Raw genomic sequence first — 19,393 nt, 5'->3', positions numbered from 1 at the left:
TACAGCGGGCATACGCGGTTCTTCCGGGCTTCTCAGGACGTACTCAGGCCCTTCTCATGTTCACTGACCAGCCTGGTGGACATGACGGAGAACCTTCGCCCGAGCGGCGCGCACCCGACGGACCAGAACCCGACGACCCCGCACCCCCCGTACCCCTCGCACGCCTCCTCCGGCACGGTGCGGGACGCCGGGGCGTACAACGACGCGACGACGCACGAGGGCCCGGCCCACACCGGCGCGGCCCACGAGGGCGCGACGTACGGCGGCGCGGCCCACGAGGCCGCTGCGGCGCACGGCGGTGCCACCGGCGGCTTCCCGCCGCCGCCTCCGTACGCTCCCTCCCCGCAGTACGCCCCCGAGCCTCCGTCCGGGCGGCGTGAGCGCCGGGCGAAGCGGCCGGTCGCGCTGCTCGCGGCGGTGGCGCTCGCCGCGGGCGCGATCGGCGGGGGCACCGCCACCCTGGTCGGGCAGCTGAACGACGCGGGCCCCGGAGCCACCGGCTCGGGCGGCGCGGTCACCGGCACTTCCGTCTCGCAGAGCAGCAAGGGCACCGTCGCGGGTGTCGCGGAGGCGGTCTCGCCCGCGATCGTCGAGATCGGCGCGGCCTCCTCGGCGGGCAGGTCCACCGGGTCGGGAGTGGTGATCACCGAGGACGGCGAGATCGTCACCAACAACCACGTCATCTCGGGCGCGCAGCAGATCCAGGTCACCCTCTCCACCGGCCGGACCTACACCGCCGACGTCCTGGGCACCGACCCGGACAAGGACCTCGCGCTCATCAAGCTCCAGGGCGCGAGCGGCCTGAAGACCGCGACGCTCGGCGACTCCTCGCAGGTCAAGGTCGGCGACCAGGTCGTGGCGATCGGCTCGCCGGAGGGCCTGACCGGCACCGTCACCAGCGGCATCGTCTCCGCGCTCGACCGGGACGTCACAGTCGCCAAGGACGACTCCGGCAGCTCCGGGCAGGGCCGGGGCGGGCAGGGCGGCGGCAACGGCCAGTGGCCGTTCGAGTTCGGGGGGCAGCAGTTCAACGGCGACACGGGCGAGGAGACCACCACGTACAAGGCGCTCCAGACGGACGCCTCGCTCAACCCCGGCAACTCCGGCGGTGCGCTGATCAACATGGACGGCGAGATCATCGGAATCAACTCCGCGATGTACGCGCCCAGTTCCTCGGCCGCGGGCAGCGGCTCCGCGGCGGGCAGCGTGGGCCTCGGCTTCGCGATCCCGGTGGACACCCTCAAGGCCGGCCTGGACGCCCTGCGCGCGGGCGACGGTTCCTGATCCCGCGCGCCGCCCCCGCCGTGCAAGGCTGGGAGCGCCCCCGCCGGCCGGAACGAGAAGAGGACACGCAGCGATGAGCCCCGCCGAGGACGAGCCCCAGCGCATCCTGATCGTCGACGACGAGCCGGCCGTGCGCGAGGCGCTGCGGCGCAGCCTCGCCTTCGAGGGGTACGGGACACAGGTCGCGGTCGACGGGTACGACGCCCTGGCGATGACCGAGGAGTACGCACCCGACCTGATCGTCCTGGACATCCAGATGCCCAGGATGGACGGCCTCACCGCCGCCCGCCGCATCCGGGCCACCGGCTCGACCACGCCGATCCTCATGCTCACCGCCCGCGACACCGTCGGGGACCGGGTCACCGGCCTCGACGCCGGGGCGGACGACTACCTGGTCAAGCCCTTCGAGCTGGACGAGCTGTTCGCCCGCATCCGGGCCCTGCTGCGCCGCAGTTCCTACGCCGCGTCGGCCGGCACGGACGCCCCCGACGACGACGTGCTCTCCTTCGCCGACCTGCGGATGGACCTGGCCACCCGCGAGGTCACCCGGGGCGAGCGGCGGGTCGAGCTGACCCGGACCGAGTTCACACTGCTGGAGATGTTCCTGTCCCACCCCCGCCAGGTGCTGACCCGGGAACAGATCCTCAAGTCCGTCTGGGGCTTCGACTTCGAGCCGAGCTCCAACTCCCTGGACGTGTACGTGATGTACCTGCGCCGCAAGACGGAGGCGGGCGGCGAGCCGCGCCTCGTCCACACCGTGCGCGGGGTGGGCTACGCGCTGCGTACGGGCGGGAGCGGGGAGGCGTGAGCACCGCGCGCCCCCCGGCGGGCGGGGCGGGACCCGCCGCGAACCGGTTCGTACGCCGCTTCCGCGCGCTGCCGCTGCGCTCCCGGCTGGCGATCCTGGTGGCCACGGCGGTCGCGGTGGCGGTCGCGGCGGTGGCGGTGGCCTGCTGGGTCACCACGCGCGACCGGCTGACCGAGCAGCTCGACACGACGCTGTCCCAGGTGAAGCCGAACGAGAACGCGATCCGTCTGCTGACGGCGTCCTGCACGAGCGGGCTGCCCGGCGACTTCCAGATCGTCGGGCCGTACACGATCCAGCTGGTGCCGGCCGTGGGGCAGCAGCCGTGCACGGTGCCCGGCAAGTCCGCCATCCCGATCGACGCCACGGACCGGGCTGTCGCCGGCGGGCTGCGCGAGGACACGACGCACACGACCACGGCCGAGGACGGCACGCGGATGCGGGTCCACACCTCGCCCGCCGGTCCGGACCGCCCCGGCCTCGCGGTCTCCGTGGCCGTCCCCATGAAGCAGGTCACCGATCCGCTGAACCAGCTGGCCTGGGTGCTGCTCGTCGTCTCCGGCATCGGCGTCCTCGGCGCGGGCGCGGCCGGGCTGTGGATCGCCCGCGCCGGTCTGCGGCCGGTCGACGAACTGGCCGAGGCCGTCGAGCACGTGGCCCGTACCGAGGACCTGACCGTACGCATCCCGGTGGACGGCGAGGACGAGATCGCCCGGCTGTCCAGCTCGTTCAACTCGATGACGGCCCAGCTCGCCTCCTCCCGCGACCGCCAGGCCCAGCTGATCGCGGACGCGGGCCACGAGCTGCGCACCCCGCTGACCTCGCTGAGGACGAACGTGGAGCTGCTGGCCCGCAGCGACGAGACGGGGCGGAAGATCCCGCCGGACGACCGCAGGGCGCTGATGGCCTCGGTGAAGGCCCAGATGACGGAGCTGGCCGCGCTGATCGGCGACCTCCAGGAACTGGCCCGCCCCGACGCGGCCGAGCCCGGTCCGCTCCAGGTGGTGGCCCTGCACGAGATCACCCGTACCGCCCTGCGCCGCGCCCGCCTGCGGGGCCCCGAGCTGACGATCACGGACGACCTGGCCCCCTGGTACGTACGGGCGGAACCGGCCGCCCTGGAGCGGGCGATCGTCAACGTCCTGGACAACGCGGTGAAGTTCAGCCCGCCGGGCGGCACGATCGACGTGCGGCTGCACCGGGGCGAGCTGACGGTGAGGGACCGGGGCCCCGGCATCCCCGCCGAGGAGCTCCCGCACGTCTTCGAACGCTTCTGGCGCTCCCCGACCGCCCGCCAGCTCCCCGGCTCGGGCCTGGGTCTGTCCATCGTGACCCGTACGGTGCACCAGGCGGGCGGCACGATCGCCCTGCGCCCCGCCCCGGACGGCCCCGGCACCGTGGCGGCCCTCACCCTGCCGGGGGCGCCGACGCCGCCGCCGGGGCTGTGAGGCGGCGGCGGACGCCCCTCACCCCGTCGGGTTGTGCCGGATCAGCGACTCGACCAGGCCGGACCGCTGGTTCGGGTAGTCCAGCGGGACGATGCCCAGGCCCGTCCATCCGGCCGTCTCGGCGCGGTCGAGGAAGGAGTGCACCTGCGGGTTGAGCCGGTCGGCGTTCCAGCGGGGCGGCATCAGGGCGGCCGTGGAGACGTAGTTCATGTAGAACTTGCCCGGCCGCTGTGCCGCCTTGCGGAACTGGGCCTCGATCTTCGGGTACTTGCCGAACGGCTCCGCCATGTAGTCGTCCTGGATGTCGAAGAGGGCCGGGTCGCCGTAGCGCACGCCGGGCAGCCCGCCGTTGTCCGCGAGCAGCACCACCTTGCCCCGGGCTCCGCCGAGGTCGGGCAGGGCGGGGTCGAGGCGGAACAGGGGCCGCCAGCCCTTCGCGTCGAGGTAGCGGTCGAAGATCCGCCGGAACGCGGCGTCACTCTCCTCGGAGTACTCCTGCTTGACCCGCATCAGCACGGTCTCGGTCGGCCGCGCGGCCAGGAAGTCCCGGCAGGCGATGAGGACGTCGCCGAACATCAGGTTCTGGAACGACGCCCCGTGATGGATCGCGAACGCGTCCCCGGTGATCCGGCAGCGTACGTCGAGGAAGCGGATGCCGCTCTCCAACTGCTGCGTGATCGTGGTGTTCTGGCACTCGGACCAGGGGCCGCCGAACCGGGCCCCCGAGTCGTGCGTGCCCGGGACGGTGAGCTGCCGGAGGGCGATGCCGTCGGGCAGGGCGGCCATCCAGTCCCGCGTCCCCCTGACCACCCGGGGCGCCTCCCGCGTGGCGGCCACGGCGGGCGCGGCACCGACGACCGCGGCGGCGGAGACGGCCAGCGCGCCGGCCAGGAAGCCTCTTCGGGTGCGCCGGGCGGGGGACTCGGACGTGAACGCGGGGGTGGACATGGGGACTGCCTCCAAGGGGCCGGGGGGCTGACCTAGATTGTGTCGGGGACACGTCAGACAGGAAAGAGGGCCCGCACGCCCGCCTCCGAGAGGTGCCGAGGTTAACGGAAAGCAGCGGAACGACATATTCACCGTGTCGCTCGCCGGAATTACCAAAGCCGCATAAAAAGGCTGCCGGAGATCACGAAGAAGCCATATCCTGTGGCCACTTGGCCGAACAATTCGGCCGGCACCGCCCCGAGGAACCGACGATTTCCGGCAGCCGCACGGGAAGCCGGAGTTCATCCTTCCCTCCATCGCGGAATCCTTGAGACGAAATACGAGGAAGACTTGTGCGACGCATACGCATGACCTCCGCCCTGCTTTCCCTGAGCGCCCTGCTGACCGCCTCCGCACTGGCCGCCCCCACGGCCGCGGCCGCCCCGCGGAACGACGGGCCGGCCGCCATGTCCGAGGGATGGGAGACGGTGCACGGGGACGATCTGGCGCGGATCACCGGGAACGGCGAGAGCATCCCCTCCCTGTCCGCCACCGGCCGCAGCCTCCCCGCCGCCGGCACCTCCGCCGTGGCGGCGGAGTCCGAGACGATGGCCCTCCAGTCGGTCCGCAACGGAAAGTTCACGGCCACCGAGAGGAACTACGCGGCGCCCAACACCGGAGTACTGCGTGCGCGTTCCGCCGAGGTCACCGGCGCCTGGGAGGGCTTCGCCTTCGAATGGCACGAGGACACCCAGACATTCGCGCTGAAGTCCCTGGCGAACAATCGCTACGTGGCGGTCGAGGGTAACTACTCCGGCAACACGCAGAACATCCTGCGCGCCCGTTCCACCGGAACGGGAACCTGGGAGCGTTTCACGCTGTACCACAACGAGGACCTGGACCGCTGGGCGCTCCAGTCCGCGCTGAACGGCCGCTTCGTCGCGATGGAGAACAGCTACACGGGCTCCCTCCAGTACGCGCTGCGGGCCCGGTCCATGGAAGTCACCGGCTCGTGGGAGCAGTTCGTCCTGTACAAGATCGAGGGCTGACCCGCCGAAGGCCGGAGGCCGGGGCCCACTGCCCCGGCCTCCGGCCGCGTCCCCGCCCGGCCGAGCCGCTTTGGGCCCCACCGGTGTGCCGGACGGCGCCCGCCGGCCCCGGTCCGCGGCCCTCAGACCGCGTGCGAGGAACGGAACCTGCGCCGGTACTCCGTCGGCGTCGTGTTCAGCCTCCGCCGGAACGCCCGGACCAGGGTGTCCACCGTGCCGAACCCGCTGACGGACGCGATGCGTTCGAGGGTGGCGTCGGACGACTCCAGTTCGTTGCGCGCCTTCTCCACCCGCACGGACTCGATGTAGGCGTGCGGGGTCGTGTTCAGCTCGGTCTTGAAGATCCGGGTGAGGTGGCGGTCGCTGACGTGCGCGTACGCCGCGAGGTCGACGACCGTGAGCCGGCGGCCGATGTTGCGCAGGATGTGGTGGCGGAGGTCCTCGATGCGCCGGGTCGCTGAGATCTGCTCCAGCGGAACGCTGAACTGGCTCTGGCCGCTCTGCCGCTTCAGGTACATCACGAGCTGGCGGGCGACGCGCAGGGCGACGGCCTCGCCCAGGTCGTCGGCGACCAGCGCCAGGGACAGGTCGAGGCAGGCACTGATTCCGGCGCCGGTCCAGACGTCGCCCTCACGGATGAAGATCGGATCGGCGTCGACCTCGACCTCGGGGTGTTCGGCGGCGAGCTGCCGCGCGGTCGACCAGTGCGTGGTGGCGCGCTTGCCGTCGAGCAGACCGGCGGCGGCCAGCACATGCGCCCCCACGCAGACGGAGGTGACCCGCCGGCTCCGCGCGGCCAGCTCCCGCACCCGCTCCACCACCTCCGGGTCGACGAGGGCGTGCACCCGCCGCTCACGGCCGACCTCCACGGCCCCGGGCACGATGAGGGTGTCGATGCTCCGCCGGGCCGCCTCCCCGAAGGTGGTGTCCGGGAGGATGCGGACACCGGCGCCGGTGGTGACGGGCTCCAGGGACGCGGCGGCCAGGACGACCTCGTAACCCACCGCGTCGTCCGCCTCGCGCCGGGCGAGCGAGAACACCTCCGGCGGCCCGGTGACGTCGAGCAGGTCGACGCCCTCGAAGAGGACGATGACGACGAGTCGCCCCACGGTGTCCACGCCCGGCCTCCTCACTCCGACAGCCCACGCATGTCGGTATCTGCATGTTAGACGTCATTGCGGACATCATCGCTCCGGCCCTAGCGTCGGGAACGGCTCGGCACCCGAGCGCATCCCCTCCCCGACGTACGACTCTCCGAGGCGGTACACCCATGTCCCGAACCACCCTGCGCGAACTCAACGGCTTCGACGAGACCCCGGCCACACTGTCCGGTTCGACGCTGATCCTCGTCGACTACCAGAACACCTACACCCGCGGCGTCATGGAACTCGACGGCTGGCGGGACTCGCTCGACGCCGCCGCGCAGCTGCTGGCCCGGGCCCGCCGGGCCGGCACGAAGGTCGTGCACGTCATCAACGACGGCGGCGAGGGAACCCCGTACGACATCCGAGCCGACATCGGGGGCATCCACCCGGACCTCACCCCGGCCGCAGGCGAGGCGGTCGTCGTCAAGCACGCGCCCGACTCGTTCCACGGCACCGACCTGGGCGACCACATCCCGCAGGGCCAGGACGTCGTCATCGCCGGCTGGATGACCCACATGTGCGTGGCCTTCACGGCCCAGGGCGCCTTCCTGCGCGGCAACCGCCCCACGGTGGTCGCCGACGCCTGCGCGACCCGGCCCCTGCCGCTGGCCGGCGACCCGGACGGCATCCCCGCACAGCAGCTGCACGCCTCGGCGCTGGCCACGGTCCAGGACCTGTACGGGGTGGTGGTCCCGACGCAGGAGGCCCTGAAGTAGCTCTCGCTCCCCCAGAAGTCCGGGCGCCTCCCTTCCGTGCCCCTATGCCCCCGCGATTGGTCCGTCGCCGCGCCGGCCACCGGGCGATCGGCGGCGCGGGCTTCCACCGGCTCCCGGCCGCGCCACGTCTGATCTGCACGTCCTTCCCCACATTCCTTGCGTCACCTGAGCGCCGGGTGGCAGTGTTCGCACGACTGAATACGTGTGCGGCCTCCAAAGACCAGGTGGGGATGGACGAGCAGGCGTTCGACGCCTTTTACGCCGGAAGCGTGGGCCGGCTCATCGGCCAGCTCTACGCCATGATCGGTGACCGCGCCGAGGCGCAGGACGTGGTCCAGGAAGCCTTCGTACGGGCCTGGGAGCGCCGGACCGCCCTGGACAAGGACGGTGCGCCCGAGGCGTGGGTGCGTACGGTGGCCTACCGGCTGGCCGTCAGCCGGTGGCGGCGGGTGCGCACCTCCCTCACCTTCGCGAAGCGGCAGGGGCCGCCGCCGAACGTGCCGCCGCCGGACGACCACCATGTGCTGCTGGTGGCGGCGTTGAAGCAGATACCCGCGGCGCAGCGGCGGGTCATCGTGCTCCACCACCTGTGCGATCTGGAAGTGAAGCAGGTCGCCGAGGAGACCAGTTCCCCTGTCGGCACGGTCAAGGCGCAGCTGAGCCGGGGGCGGGCTGCGCTGGCGAAGATTCTGGCCGATACTGAGCTGGATCCGCGGGCGGGCCGGGTTTCGGAGGTGGAGCGTGGGTGAAGAGACCGGCTTGGACGAGCGGCTCGCCGACCTCGCCACCGGGGGCCGGCTGGGCGCAGTGCCGATGGCGGCCGAGCAGATCCGGGCGCGAGGCGACCGCCGTCGGCGGCGCAAGCGGGCGGCTCGCGCGTCGGGCGGTGTGCTGCTGGCCGCCGCTGTGGTCGTGGGCGGCCTGACGTTGCTCCGCCCCGGGCCGGAGCAGGCTCCGACCGCGGCGGATCCGAACCCGTCCGCGAGCGCTTCCCTGTTCGTGGCCCCGACACCCGCACCGGGTGAGGAGTACGCCAGCGAGTTCGGCTACGTGTACGACGCGGCCGTGCTGGACGGCGGCACAGTCCGCGTCACCGTCCAGCAGCTGCGCGATGAGGCGGGGACGGCCGTGCCCACCGGGGTGGTGCACGAGCTGACCCTGCCGGCGACGACCCCGGTCGAGGTGGAGCATCTGACCGGGGGCACGCCCGGAGACGTGCGGCTGGAGGATGTCGCGGGCCGGCTGCGGGCCGGGCCGCGATGGGTGTTCGCCCTCGACTACGACGCCGAGGGCCGGGTCCGGTCCTTGCGGGAAGCTCACTGGCTGACCGTCAAGTGACGTCGGTCCTGCTCCGGTCGCCGTCCGGGACGGGCCGGGAAATGTTCCGGCCGGATGCAACCCGGTGGGCGGTGTGGGGCGTAGAGACCGTGTAACCCGTCCGCGCCGGCCTCCAGGAGCACGTCGACCATGACCGCCTCATGCCGCCAGGCCACGTTGCGCCTGCTCACCGCCCTCGCCCTCGGCACTCTCGTCCTGACCGGCTGCGGCGGGACGGCCGAGGGCCGTGCCGCGGCCCCCTCCCCCGTAGAGGCGTCGACCACCGCACCGGCCGACAGGGTCCCCTTCGCCGGTACCAAGCAGTTCGTGACGATCGACAGGGCCTGGGCCGAGGGCGGGCTGACGAAGCTGTCGGTGCGGCTCGCCGAGAAGAAGGTGAACACCCAGTTCGACACCTGGGAGATCATCCCCGGCACGGGCGCCCGCTCCACGGTGACCCTGGCGAAGGACGCACGGGTCCTGCTGACCGTGCCGGTGCGCGGCGAGGACGCCGCCGGGGTCCGGGGCAGTGAACCGGTGCCGACGCCGCAGGCCGAGTTCGTCACCCTGCTGACGCGGCTGGAGCCCCGGACCCGCCGAAGCGCCGGATTCGACCTGAGCTTCGACGGAGAGGGCCGGGTCGTCAAGTTGCAGTCGCTGTACCGGCCGTGAGCCCGGCGCGCGGACGAACGGCGCGCACCGGACACGAGGCGGGTACGGCGCACGCGCAGCAGGCAGGACGTACGGGTTCCCGCCGAGGACCGCAGCGGAGGTGGGACATGGACGACGCGACCGGCCTGGAGGGCCGGCTCGCCGACCTCGCCGCCTCGGGCCGGCGGTACGCCGCGACGCCCACCGCCCGGGAGGTCCGGGCGCGCGGCGACCGCCGCCGGCGGCGCAAGCAGGCCGCTCGGGCCACGGGCGGCGTGGTGACGGCGGCGGCTCTGGCCCTGGGGGTCCTGTCAGCGGTGCGGCCGGGGCCGCAGACGGCACCGTCCGCCGCGACGCCCACGGCAGCGGTCAGCGCCTCACCGTTCGTGGCCCCGGCGCCCGCGCCGGGAGAGGAGTACGCCAGCGAACTCGGATTCGTTTACCACGCCGCGACAGTGAAGGGGAATACGGTCCGGGTCACCGTGGCACAGATTCGTACGGAAAAGGGAATCGTCACACGCACCGGAGCGGTGCACCGACTGACCCTGAAACCGGAAACTCCGGTCGAGGTCAAACACCTGGCCGGCGGAGAAGCAGGGGACATGCGGGCAGGAGAATTGGTGGACCGGCTGAGCGCCGGGCCGAAATGGGTTTTCGCCGTCGACTATGACGCCGAGGGCCGCGTCCAGTCGCTTCGCGAGGCGCACTGGCTGACCGTGGATTAACCCGCCCACCTGGCAGAACACGCTCCACAGAACAGGGCGACGACCACCCTCCGGAACACTGGACCGGGGGGCGGTCGTCGATATCCCGCCGGTCTTCGTGATCGGTCGGGATCTTTCTCGTTCCGGGGCGGCACACCTCTCGAAGCCGAAATAGAAATAGTTCGAGACGGGTGCAACCCGGGGTGCGGTGCGGGGCGTAGAGAGTGTGTAACCCAAACACACCGCCCAAGAGGAGCAGTTGAGAATGAATGCTTTCCGCCGTCACTCCGCCAAAGGCTGGCTCACCGCTATCGCTCTCGGCACCCTCGTCCTGACCGGCTGCGGCCAGCCGCCCGCGGACCGCACGGCCGCCTCCGCGGGCGCCCGGACCGCTTCGTCCGCCGCGACCGACGAAGCGCCGGGCGACTCCGGGTCCGACGACGGCGACAAGGCCACTCCTGCCGCCACCGACGGCAAGCAGACCGATCCGCTCGCCCGAGCCGACAAGACGGGCTTCCGGACGGACACGGACTCCGACGACGACGCAAACGCCGCCGCGAACGCCGACGCCAACGCCCACACCGACACCGACACCGACACCGACAGGAAGTCCGTCGCCCCAGTCGCGCCGGCCTCCCCTGCGGACTCCCAGGGCGCCTCAACGGCGGCCGGCACGGCTCCCTTCGCCGGTTCCGAGCCGTTCGTGAACATCAGCAGGGCGTGGATCAGCGACGGTCGCGTCCACCTGTCCGTGCGAACCGCCCAGAAGAAGATCAACACCCGGTTCGACACCTGGGAGATCATCCCGGGCACGGGTGCCTTCACGACGGTGCCCATGGCCGAGGACAGCAAGGTGCTGCTGGCGGCCCCGGTTCGCGACGAGGTCGCCGGCACGAGCCGCGGAACACTCCTCCCGTACTCCCCCACCCAGCTGGTCGCCCTCGTCAACCGGCTCGACCCCAGGTTCTCCGACGGCGTCGGGTACGACCTGGTCGTCGACGACGCGGGCCGGGTGACCGCCCTGACCTCGCTGTTCAGGCCCTGACGTGCCGCGAGCCGCCACGAACGGGGCCGGCGGCCCGAGGACATGTGCGACCGGGGGTACGCCCGGGAGGGCGTACGCCGGCCGCACGGGTGACGGGGACCGAGGGGGGCGTCAAGGCCGCCCGCCGCCACCCGCCACCGCCCGCCGCCAGGACCCCTCCGCGCCCGCACCCACGAGCACGACCGCCGCGAGGGCCGCGGCGACGCGAAGGGGCGGCGGGCCCGCAGGCCCGCCGCCCCCTTCCTCCCCCGGTGGGTTACTGGATGACCGTGATCCGGTCCGTCGCCGGCGGGGCCAGCGGGGCGGTGGCCGTGGAGTGGGCCGCCAGGTAGGCGTTGAACAGGTCCAGGTCGGACGCGCCGACCAGCTTGTTCGTGCCCTCGCCGAGGGCCGCGAAACCGTCGCCACCGCCCGCGAGGAACTCGTTCATCGCGACGCGGTAGGTGCGCGCCGGGTCGATCGGCTCGCCGTTCAGCCTGATGGTGCCGGCGACGACGCGGTCCGCGCCGGTCTTCGTCAGGTCGAGGGTGTAGGTGAGGCCCCTGGAGACCTGGAGGATCTTCGGGGCGGCCTCGTTGCTGCCGCTGACCTGCTGCTGGAGAGCGGTGACCAGCTGCGCGCCGGTCAGGTCGACGACGTTCATCATGTTGGTGAACGGCTGCACGGTGAACGCCTCGCCGTAGGTGACGACCCCGTCGCCCTCACCGCCGGACGCCTTGTGCACCAGGTCGGCGCGGATGCCGCCCGGGTTCATGAACGCGACTTCCGCGCCGCCCTTGTCGGCCGGGGCGAGCCCTTCGAGCTGGGCGTCGGCGATGACGTTGCCGAGCGGCTTCTCGGGGGCCGTGGAGCCCCGGCCGTTGATGTCGGCGCTGATCCAGCCCTGCGGCCTGCTCGCGACCGGGGCGGCGAGCTTGTTCCAGCGGTCGATCAGGCGCGTCATGTCGGCGGCCCTGGGCTGGTCCCGGGTGACGACGTGGTTAGCGGACTTCACCGACGTACGGACGATGTCCTTGGTGCGGCGGTCGTAGGTGAGCGTGGTGTCCGTGTACAGCTTGCCGAACGAGGAGGCCGAGGTGACCATGCGCGGCTTGCCCGACGGGTCCGGGACGGTGCACACGTACGCCTGGTGGGTGTGGCCCGTGACCAGGGCGTCCACCTTCGGCGTGATGCCCTTGGCGATGTCGACGATCGGGCCGGAGATGCCGTCGCCGGCGCCGGGGCTGTCGCAGTCGTAGTCGTACGAGCTGGAGGCCGGGGCCCCGCCCTCGTGGATCAGCGCGACGATGGACTTGACGCCCTTGCGGTCCAGCTCGCGGGCGTACTTGTTGATCGTCTCGACCTCGTCGTGGAACCGGAGGCCCTTGACGCCGTTCGCGGTGACGATGTCCGGGGTGCCCTCCAGCGTCACGCCGATGAAGCCGATCTTGACGCCCTTCTTCTTCCAGACGGTGTACGGCTTCAGCAGCGGCTTGCCGGTCTTCTCCTCCGTCACGTTCGCCGCGAGGTAGGGGAAGTCGGCCCCGCCGAACTCCTTGCCCTCCTCGTAGCAGCCCTCGACCGGGTGGCAGCCGCCGTTCTGGAGGCGTGCCAGCTCGCTCGCGCCCTCGTCGAACTCGTGGTTGCCGACCGCCGTGACGTCCAGGTCGAGGCCGTTCAGCGCCTCGATCGTCGGCTCGTCGTGGAAGAGGCCCGACAGCAGCGGGCTCGCGCCGACCATGTCGCCGCCGGCCGCCGTGACGGAGTACGGGTTGCCCTTGCGCGCGGTGCGCAGCGAGGTCGCCAGGTACTCGACGCCACCGGCCGGGATCGACTCGACCGTGCCGTCCGCGTGGGTCTTCTTGACCGTGCCTGCGGAACCGGCCGGCGGCTCCAGGTTGCCGTGCAGGTCGTTGAACGACAGCAACTGCACATCGACCGTGCGGGACTTGTGGCCGTTCCCGTGTCCGTTCCCGTTCCCGTTGCCCCGGTCGTGGGCGCCGGCCGGCATCGCGGCGACGAGCGCGCCCACGGTGACCAGGCCGGCCGCGGCGGCGAGCGCCCGCCGTGTCGCACGGTTCTTCTGCGGAGTCGCTGACATCGGTCCCCTTGTGTGTCAGTGGTGTCAGTGGTGTCGCAGGGGTCACGTCTGGAATCCTGCGAGCCGCAGCCTAGAGTCAACGCGCGTAGCGCAACAGGTGTCCGGGGTTACGGAGTGGTTGCCATCCGGCCAAATGGCGCGTCAGCACTGCCACACAAGGGTTCACATCACCCGTATTGCCCCGGGGGCGTGCCGTCCTCCTCATGAGCAAGTGAGCCACCCCCTTCGAGCGGGGCTTCCACGCCCGGCGCGCGTCCACCACGGCTGGTCGCGGACCCACCTGGAGTCGGTGATCCACCGGCAGCCGCACCTCGCCGAAGGCGCCGCCGCGAACAGCTTCGACCTCAGCCCGCCCGGGAAGTCCGACGCCGTGCGGCAGACCCTCAAGGCCCCCTACCGCCTGGACTGCCCCGAGCTGACGGGCCGGCCCGCCGAGCGTGAGCCGGAGGACGCGTTCATCGACGACGACGCCCGGTTCCCGACCGAACCGGGCGTCGGGTTCCCCTCCGTCGGGCGCCGGGGCCGCGCCTCCGCCCGAGGCGCGTACCCCCGGCCGCCCCGCACCCGTCTCTTCCGGGCCCGCGCTCCCCCCGGAGCCCGCGCCACGCGCACCGCTGGGCGCACAGCTCGCCGTACGCTCGGATGCATGACGACTGACGCACCCTTCCCCGCTCCCGGACGCGAGGTACAGACCCTCGACGCACTCGACTCCGCGCAGGCCGACACCGTCCTCGCCCTGCTCGCCGAGGCGGCCCGGTTCGACGGCCGGCAGGCGGTCTCCGAGCAGGGCCGGCTCCGGATCCGGGGCGGACACCGTGACGGCGTACGGCACTTCCTGCTCACCGTCGACGGCGCCCTCGCCGGGTACGCCCAGCTGGAGGACACCGACCCGGTCGAGGCCCCGGCCGCCGAACTGGTCGTCCACCCCGACCGGCGTGGCAGCGGGCACGGCCGGGCCCTGGGGGCGGCCCTCCTCGCCGCGACCGGCAAGCGGCTGCGGGTCTGGGCGCACGGCGGCAGCTCCGCCGCCCGCCACCTGGCGCAGGTTCTCGGCCTCTCCCTCTTCCGCGAGCTGCGCCAGCTCCGGCGGAGCCTGGTGCCGCTCGACCTCGCGGAGCCGGTGCTGCCCGAAGGCGTCACCGTACGGACCTTCGAGCCGGGCCGGGACGACGCCGCCTGGCTCGCGGTGAACCGCGCCGCGTTCGCCCACCACCCCGAGCAGGGGTCGCTGACCCAGCAGGACCTGGACGACCGCAAGGCGGAGCCCTGGTTCGACCCGAAGGGCTTCTTCCTGGCCGAGCGGGACGGGGAGATCGTCGGCTTCCACTGGACGAAGGTGCACGCCGAGGAAGGGATCGGCGAGGTGTACGTCGTCGGCGTGCTGCCCGAGACCCAGGGCGGCGGTCTCGGCAAGGCGCTGACCTCGATCGGCCTGCACCACCTGGCCGCCGAGGCGCTGCCCACCGCGATGCTCTACGTGGACGCGGACAACACGGCGGCCGTGAACGTGTACGAGCGGATGGGCTTCAGCACGCACGAGGTGGACCTGATGTACCGCACGGAGTCCTGACCCACCGCACGGGGTCCCGAGGCACCGTACGGAGTCCTGACCCACCGTCGGCCGGACGTGGGGCGGCGTCACTTGACGCCGCCCCTTCGGCAGGGGCTTCACCGAACCCCACGCGTGCCTGACCGGACTCGGGGTGACCCGGCAGTTCACCGAGTACCACCCCGCCTCCCACTACTGGCCCCTCCAGCTCGTCGAGACCGGCATCCTGCCGGCCCTCGCCGTGTTCGCCGCCGTCCGGGCCCCGCGCCGCCTGTACGGCTGAGCGGACGCCTCCGGTACGAAGCCGCCGTCCGGGCCCCGCGCGGGGTGGGCCCGGACCGCGAACGGCCACGCCCCGCCCCGGGGGCGGCCCGCCGCGACGGACACGTACAGTGACCGTGAGCCCCACCCGCAGGCACACCGCTTCCTGTACGTCATGTCGCCGTTACCGGCCATTCAGACGCCCTTGCGACCCTCACGGGATGCAGCCAGCTGTGCCCGCCCCCCGCCGCAACGGGAGAGCCCGGGGAAAAGCCTCCACAGGCTCCCCCGCCGGCTCCCCCCGTCGTGACCCGGGGTTTCCCGGGCCTTCCGCGATCTTTCCCGGCTCCGACGCGCCCGCGGAGCCCTCCACGCGGAACAATGGGCCCATGAGCCAGCAGCCCAGCTCCGAGGTCCCGGTCCAGCCCGCCGCCCAGCCGTCCGTCGGCGCACTCGCCGCGCACCGGCCGCACGCCACCCACGCCTCCAACGGGGTCGGCTTCTCCACCGCGGCCGATCTGGATCCCGACCTCGACTCCGACGCGGACGCCTACGAGCCCGACCGGGACGGCGACGAGCTGCCCCAGGGACGCTTCCTGGACCGCGAGCGCAGCTGGCTCGCGTTCAACGAGCGGGTCCTGGAACTCGCCGAGGATCCGGCCACGCCCATCCTCGAACGGGCTAACTTCCTCGCCATCTTCGCCTCGAACCTGGACGAGTTCTTCATGGTCCGGGTGGCCGGGCTCAAGCGCCGCATCGCCACCGGCGTCGCCACCCGCTCCGCCTCCGGCCTCCAGCCCCGCGAGGTCCTGGACCTCATCTGGACCCGCTCGCGCGAACTCATGGCCCGGCACGCCGCCTGCTACCAGCAGGACATCGCCCCGGACCTGTCCGACGAGGGCATCCAGCTGATCCGCTGGCCGGACCTGACCGAGAAGGAGCAGGCCCGCCTGTTCACCTTCTTCCGGCAGCGCGTCTTCCCGGTCCTGACCCCGCTGGCCGTCGACCCCGCGCACCCCTTCCCGTACATCTCCGGGCTCTCCCTCAACCTCGCGGTCGTCGTCCGCAACCCGGTCAGCGGCCACCGCCACTTCGCACGGGTCAAGGTCCCGCCGCTGCTGACCCGCTTCCTGGAGGCTTCGCCCCAGCGGTACGTGCCCATCGAGGACGTCATCGCGGCCCACCTGGAGGAGCTGTTCCCGGGGATGGAGGTGCTGGCGCACCACATGTTCCGGGTCACCAGGAACGAGGACCTGGAGGTCGAGGAGGACGACACGGAGAACCTCCTCCAGGCTCTGGAGAAGGAGCTGATGCGGCGGCGCTTCGGCCCGCCGGTCCGCCTGGAGGTCGAGGAGTCCATCGACCCGTACGTCCTGGACCTGCTGGTCCGCGAGCTGAAGGTGTCCGACGCGGAGGTCTACCCGCTGCCCGGGCCGCTCGACCTGACCGGCCTGTCCGCCATCGCCTCGCTGGACCGGCCGGAGCTGAAGTTCCCCAAGTTCATCGCGGGCACCCACCGGGACCTGGCCGAGGTGGAGTCCGCCTCCGCGCCCGACATCTTCGCCGCCCTGCGCGAACGGGACGTTCTGCTCCACCACCCGTACGACTCGTTCTCCACCTCCGTCCAGGCGTTCCTGGAACAGGCGGCGGGCGACCCGGACGTGCTGGCCATCAAGCAGACCCTGTACCGCACCTCCGGCGACTCCCCGATAGTGGACGCCCTCATCGACGCCGCCGAGTCCGGCAAGCAGGTCCTCGTCCTCGTCGAGATCAAGGCCCGCTTCGACGAACAGGCCAACATCAAGTGGGCGCGCAAGCTGGAGGAGTCCGGCTGCCACGTCGTGTACGGACTCGTCGGGCTGAAGACCCACTGCAAGCTCTCGCTGGTCGTGCGCCAGGAGGGCGACACGCTGCGCCGCTACTCCCACGTCGGGACCGGCAACTACCACCCCAAGACGGCCCGGCTCTACGAGGACCTCGGGCTGCTGACGGCGGACCCCCAGGTCGGCGCGGACCTCTCCGACCTGTTCAACCGGCTCTCCGGCTACTCCCGCCGCGAGACCTACCGCCGCCTCCTGGTCGCCCCGAAGTCCCTGCGCGACGGGCTGATCGCCCGGATCAACAAGGAGGCCGCCCACCACCGCGCGGGCCGCCCCGCCTACGTGCGGATCAAGGTCAACTCGATGGTCGACGAAGCGATCATCGACGCCTGCTACCGGGCGGCCCAGGCGGGCGTGCCCGTCGACATCTGGGTGCGCGGGATCTGCGCGATCCGCCCCGGCGTCGCCGGCCTCTCCGAGAACATCCGGGTCCGCTCCATACTCGGCCGCTTCCTCGAACACTCCCGGGTCTTCTCCTTCGGCAACGGCGGCGAGCCCGAGGTGTGGTTCGGCAGCGCCGACATGATGCACCGCAACCTCGACCGCCGGATCGAAGCCCTGGTCCGGGTCACCGACCCCGCCCACCGCGCCGCGCTCAGCCGACTCCTGGAGACCGGTATGGCCGACACCACCGCCTCCTGGCATCTGGGCCCCGACGGGAACTGGACCCGGCACGCCACGGACGCGGACGGCCAGCCGCTGCGGCACGTCCAGGAAATGCTCATCGACGCCCGGAGGCGCAGGCGTGCGACGCCCTGACCAGCAGACGACGACCCGGCCGACGACGGACACGGCCCCCGGCACCACCGGGGACGCGCCGCCCGCCGAGGCCACCGGCACGGGGACGCGGCGTCCCGCCGACGTCACGGGCGCGGCACGCCCCCCGGACGCCGTCGCCGCGTCCCGCTCCGCCGGGGACCCGACCACGGAGACGGCCCTCGCGCCCTACCTCCGGGCGCAGGCCGCGGCCTTCCTGCGCAGCCTGCGCCTGCACCACGAGCACAGCGCCCCCGCGGACGCCGGCGGCCAGGACGCCGCGGCGGCCACCCGCGCACTGCGCCGCTCGGCCCGCCGGATCAGCGGCACCCTGCACACCTTCCGGGCCGCGCTCGACCCGCTCTGGGCCGATCAGCTCCGCACGGAACTGACCTGGCTCTCCGGCCTGCTCGCCCGCGAGCACGCCTACGCCAACCGCCTCACCCGCCTCATCGAGTCCCTGCACCAGCTCTCCGGCCCGGCCCTTCCCGCCGCCCGGGGAGCCAGGGCCGCCGGGGAGGGCGGCGCCGCCGGCGCCCAGGGCCGCGCCGCCCTGGGCGTCGGGGCGGCGCGAGCCGGGGCACTGCTGGAACGCCGCCTCACCCTGGCCCGGACCCGGTCCCACTCCGCGGCCCTCCAGGCGCTCGGCTCCGCCCGCTTCCACGCCGTCGCCGACGCCGTGGCGCTCCTGGCCTCCGACGTGCCGCTGGCCCCCGGCCCCGCCGGACGGACCGCCGAGGCGGCCCTCCTGGAGCCCGCCGACCGCGCCGAGCAACGGCTCCTCGCCGCCGTGGCCGCGCTGCCGCCCGAGGGCACGGAGCCGTACAACGAGGCCCAGGACGCGGCATGGCACCAGGCCCGCCTGCTGCTGCGGCTGCACCGGTACGCCCACGAGGTCGTCCTCGGCGCCGCCGCCCCGGCCCTGGCCGGCCCCGCGCACGCCCTTGACCTGCACCGGGACGCGGTGGAGGCGGCCGAGGCGGCGGCAGCAGCCGCCCGCACCCCCCGGATCGCACCGGCCACGGCGTACGCGCTGGGCGTACTCCACGCGGACCAGCGCCACGAGGCGGAGGCGGCGCGGGCCGCGTTCCGGGAGACCTGGCCGTACGCCACCGTCCTGAGCGCCCCATGAGCCGGGGGCCCCTGCGTCCCGGTTCCGGCGAACACCGCGCCGGAACCGGCGCCGTCCTGGCGGCGGGCTGCGTGCTGTGGCGCCGCGCCGCGGACGGCCACGGGGTCGAGGTCTGCCTGGTCCACCGGCCGCGCTACGACGACTGGTCCTTCCCGAAGGGCAAGCTGAAGCGCGGCGAGGACCCGCGGACCGCCGCCGTACGGGAAGTGCTGGAGGAAACCGGCCACCACTGCGCCCCGGGCGACCGGCTGCCGACCGCCCGCTACCGGGTGGACGGCCGGCCCAAGGAGGTCGCCTACTGGGCGGCCGAGGCCACGGGCGGCTCCTTCACCGCCAACGACGAGGTGGACCGCGTCCTGTGGCTGGCCCCCGAGGCCGCCCGCGTCCGGCTCACCCAGCCCCGCGACGTCCGGCAGCTGGCCGCCCTGCTGGACTCTCTCGCCGCTTCCTGACCACCGCGCCGGGCCGCTCCGCACCCGCCTGCCCGACACGGTTCACCTGCCGTTCATCCTCCCCCGCAAGCGGCTTCACCTGTTCTGCCTAATTTCGGACGTACACGGTGCGCGGCACCAAGCCACAGCACCCTCCTCATCGCACGCCGTCGTAGAACGAAGTGACCACGGCGGCTTCTGGAAGGAACACCC

Annotated in this window: 17 protein-coding genes and 1 pseudogene; 15 read left to right on the top strand and 3 right to left on the bottom strand. The window is 72.7% G+C overall.

The window, feature by feature from the left end:
• Window positions 1-81 precede the first annotated feature (81 nt).
• The 3 genes from ACIQMU_RS27020 (at window position 82) to ACIQMU_RS27010 (ending at window position 3,537) form a co-directional block, all read left to right on the top strand.
• Window positions 82-1,284: a trypsin-like peptidase domain-containing protein gene (locus ACIQMU_RS27020; protein WP_352243527.1), complete on the top strand. Its 1,203-nt coding sequence runs from the start codon at window positions 82-84 to the stop codon at window positions 1,282-1,284.
• Between the two features lie 73 nt (window positions 1,285-1,357).
• Window positions 1,358-2,092, top strand: coding sequence for a response regulator transcription factor (locus ACIQMU_RS27015; RefSeq protein WP_352243526.1), 735 nt, complete (start codon window positions 1,358-1,360; stop codon window positions 2,090-2,092).
• Window positions 2,089-3,537, top strand: a complete 1,449-nt coding sequence (locus tag ACIQMU_RS27010) for an ATP-binding protein (RefSeq protein ID WP_402689891.1) — start codon at window positions 2,089-2,091, stop codon at window positions 3,535-3,537. Before ACIQMU_RS27015 ends, ACIQMU_RS27010 begins: the two co-directional genes overlap by 4 nt.
• 18 nt (window positions 3,538-3,555) lie before the next feature.
• Here ACIQMU_RS27010 and ACIQMU_RS27005 read toward each other — a convergent pair whose 3' ends face one another.
• Window positions 3,556-4,485, bottom strand: a complete 930-nt coding sequence (locus ACIQMU_RS27005) for a phosphatidylinositol-specific phospholipase C (RefSeq protein WP_352243524.1) — start codon at window positions 4,483-4,485, stop codon at window positions 3,556-3,558.
• A 347-nt stretch (window positions 4,486-4,832) separates the two neighbouring features.
• Between ACIQMU_RS27005 and ACIQMU_RS27000 the strand changes: the two genes are divergently transcribed.
• Window positions 4,833-5,513 (top strand): fascin domain-containing protein, encoded by a 681-nt coding sequence (locus tag ACIQMU_RS27000; protein WP_402689919.1) that lies wholly within the window; start codon window positions 4,833-4,835, stop codon window positions 5,511-5,513.
• Between the two features lie 122 nt (window positions 5,514-5,635).
• On the opposite strand, the gene ACIQMU_RS26995 is transcribed toward ACIQMU_RS27000, so the two are convergent.
• A complete protein-coding gene (locus ACIQMU_RS26995) occupies window positions 5,636-6,631 on the bottom strand; it encodes a DJ-1/PfpI family protein (RefSeq protein WP_352243523.1) in 996 nt (331 codons plus the stop codon).
• A 152-nt stretch (window positions 6,632-6,783) separates the two neighbouring features.
• Here ACIQMU_RS26995 and ACIQMU_RS26990 point away from each other — a divergent pair, with 152 nt between their 5' ends.
• The 6 genes from ACIQMU_RS26990 to ACIQMU_RS26965 all read left to right on the top strand — a co-directional run bounded on the left by ACIQMU_RS26990 (window position 6,784) and on the right by ACIQMU_RS26965 (window position 11,091).
• Window positions 6,784-7,374 (top strand): isochorismatase family protein, encoded by a 591-nt coding sequence (locus ACIQMU_RS26990; protein ID WP_352243522.1) that lies wholly within the window; start codon window positions 6,784-6,786, stop codon window positions 7,372-7,374.
• 230 nt (window positions 7,375-7,604) lie between these two features.
• Window positions 7,605-8,123: a SigE family RNA polymerase sigma factor gene (locus ACIQMU_RS26985; protein ID WP_352243521.1), complete on the top strand. Its 519-nt coding sequence runs from the start codon at window positions 7,605-7,607 to the stop codon at window positions 8,121-8,123.
• Entirely contained in the window at window positions 8,116-8,712 is a 597-nt protein-coding gene (locus ACIQMU_RS26980; protein ID WP_352243520.1) for a hypothetical protein, read from the top strand. The genes ACIQMU_RS26985 and ACIQMU_RS26980 overlap by 8 nt, the downstream gene beginning before the upstream one ends.
• A gap of 129 nt (window positions 8,713-8,841) precedes the next feature.
• Window positions 8,842-9,363, top strand: coding sequence for a hypothetical protein (locus tag ACIQMU_RS26975; RefSeq protein WP_352243519.1), 522 nt, complete (start codon window positions 8,842-8,844; stop codon window positions 9,361-9,363).
• 107 nt (window positions 9,364-9,470) lie between these two features.
• Window positions 9,471-10,067, top strand: coding sequence for a hypothetical protein (locus ACIQMU_RS26970; RefSeq protein ID WP_352243518.1), 597 nt, complete (start codon window positions 9,471-9,473; stop codon window positions 10,065-10,067).
• 244 nt (window positions 10,068-10,311) lie between these two features.
• Entirely contained in the window at window positions 10,312-11,091 is a 780-nt protein-coding gene (locus ACIQMU_RS26965) for a hypothetical protein (RefSeq protein WP_352243517.1), read from the top strand.
• A 256-nt stretch (window positions 11,092-11,347) separates the two neighbouring features.
• Here ACIQMU_RS26965 and ACIQMU_RS26960 read toward each other — a convergent pair whose 3' ends face one another.
• The gene (locus tag ACIQMU_RS26960; RefSeq protein ID WP_352243516.1) at window positions 11,348-13,171 is read right to left on the bottom strand and encodes a bifunctional metallophosphatase/5'-nucleotidase; all 1,824 of its coding nucleotides are present in this window, start codon (window positions 13,169-13,171) and stop codon (window positions 11,348-11,350) included.
• A 646-nt stretch (window positions 13,172-13,817) separates the two neighbouring features.
• Here ACIQMU_RS26960 and mshD point away from each other — a divergent pair.
• The 5 genes and pseudogenes from mshD (at window position 13,818) to ACIQMU_RS26935 (ending at window position 19,201) form a co-directional block, all read left to right on the top strand.
• Window positions 13,818-14,741: a mycothiol synthase gene (gene mshD, locus ACIQMU_RS26955; RefSeq protein WP_402689918.1), complete on the top strand. Its 924-nt coding sequence runs from the start codon at window positions 13,818-13,820 to the stop codon at window positions 14,739-14,741.
• 139 nt (window positions 14,742-14,880) lie between these two features.
• Window positions 14,881-15,003 (top strand): annotated as a pseudogene (locus ACIQMU_RS26950) (ABC transporter permease); the annotation flags it as partial.
• A gap of 367 nt (window positions 15,004-15,370) precedes the next feature.
• Window positions 15,371-17,620 carry an RNA degradosome polyphosphate kinase gene (locus ACIQMU_RS26945; protein WP_352243515.1) on the top strand — a complete coding sequence of 750 codons (2,250 nt, stop codon included), beginning with the start codon at window positions 15,371-15,373 and terminating at the stop codon, window positions 17,618-17,620.
• Window positions 17,607-18,749 (top strand): CHAD domain-containing protein, encoded by a 1,143-nt coding sequence (locus ACIQMU_RS26940; RefSeq protein ID WP_352243513.1) that lies wholly within the window; start codon window positions 17,607-17,609, stop codon window positions 18,747-18,749. Before ACIQMU_RS26945 ends, ACIQMU_RS26940 begins: the two co-directional genes overlap by 14 nt.
• Window positions 18,746-19,201 carry an NUDIX hydrolase gene (locus tag ACIQMU_RS26935; protein WP_352243512.1) on the top strand — a complete coding sequence of 152 codons (456 nt, stop codon included), beginning with the start codon at window positions 18,746-18,748 and terminating at the stop codon, window positions 19,199-19,201. Before ACIQMU_RS26940 ends, ACIQMU_RS26935 begins: the two co-directional genes overlap by 4 nt.
• The last annotated feature ends 192 nt before the right edge of the window (window positions 19,202-19,393 follow it).

The sequence above is a fragment of the Streptomyces sp. NPDC091649 genome (assembly GCF_044756785.1).
In the GTDB taxonomy this organism is placed as follows: domain Bacteria; phylum Actinomycetota; class Actinomycetes; order Streptomycetales; family Streptomycetaceae; genus Streptomyces.
The sequence above is the reverse complement of the archived record's forward strand: the minus strand, read 5'-3'. Positions and strand labels throughout refer to the sequence as shown.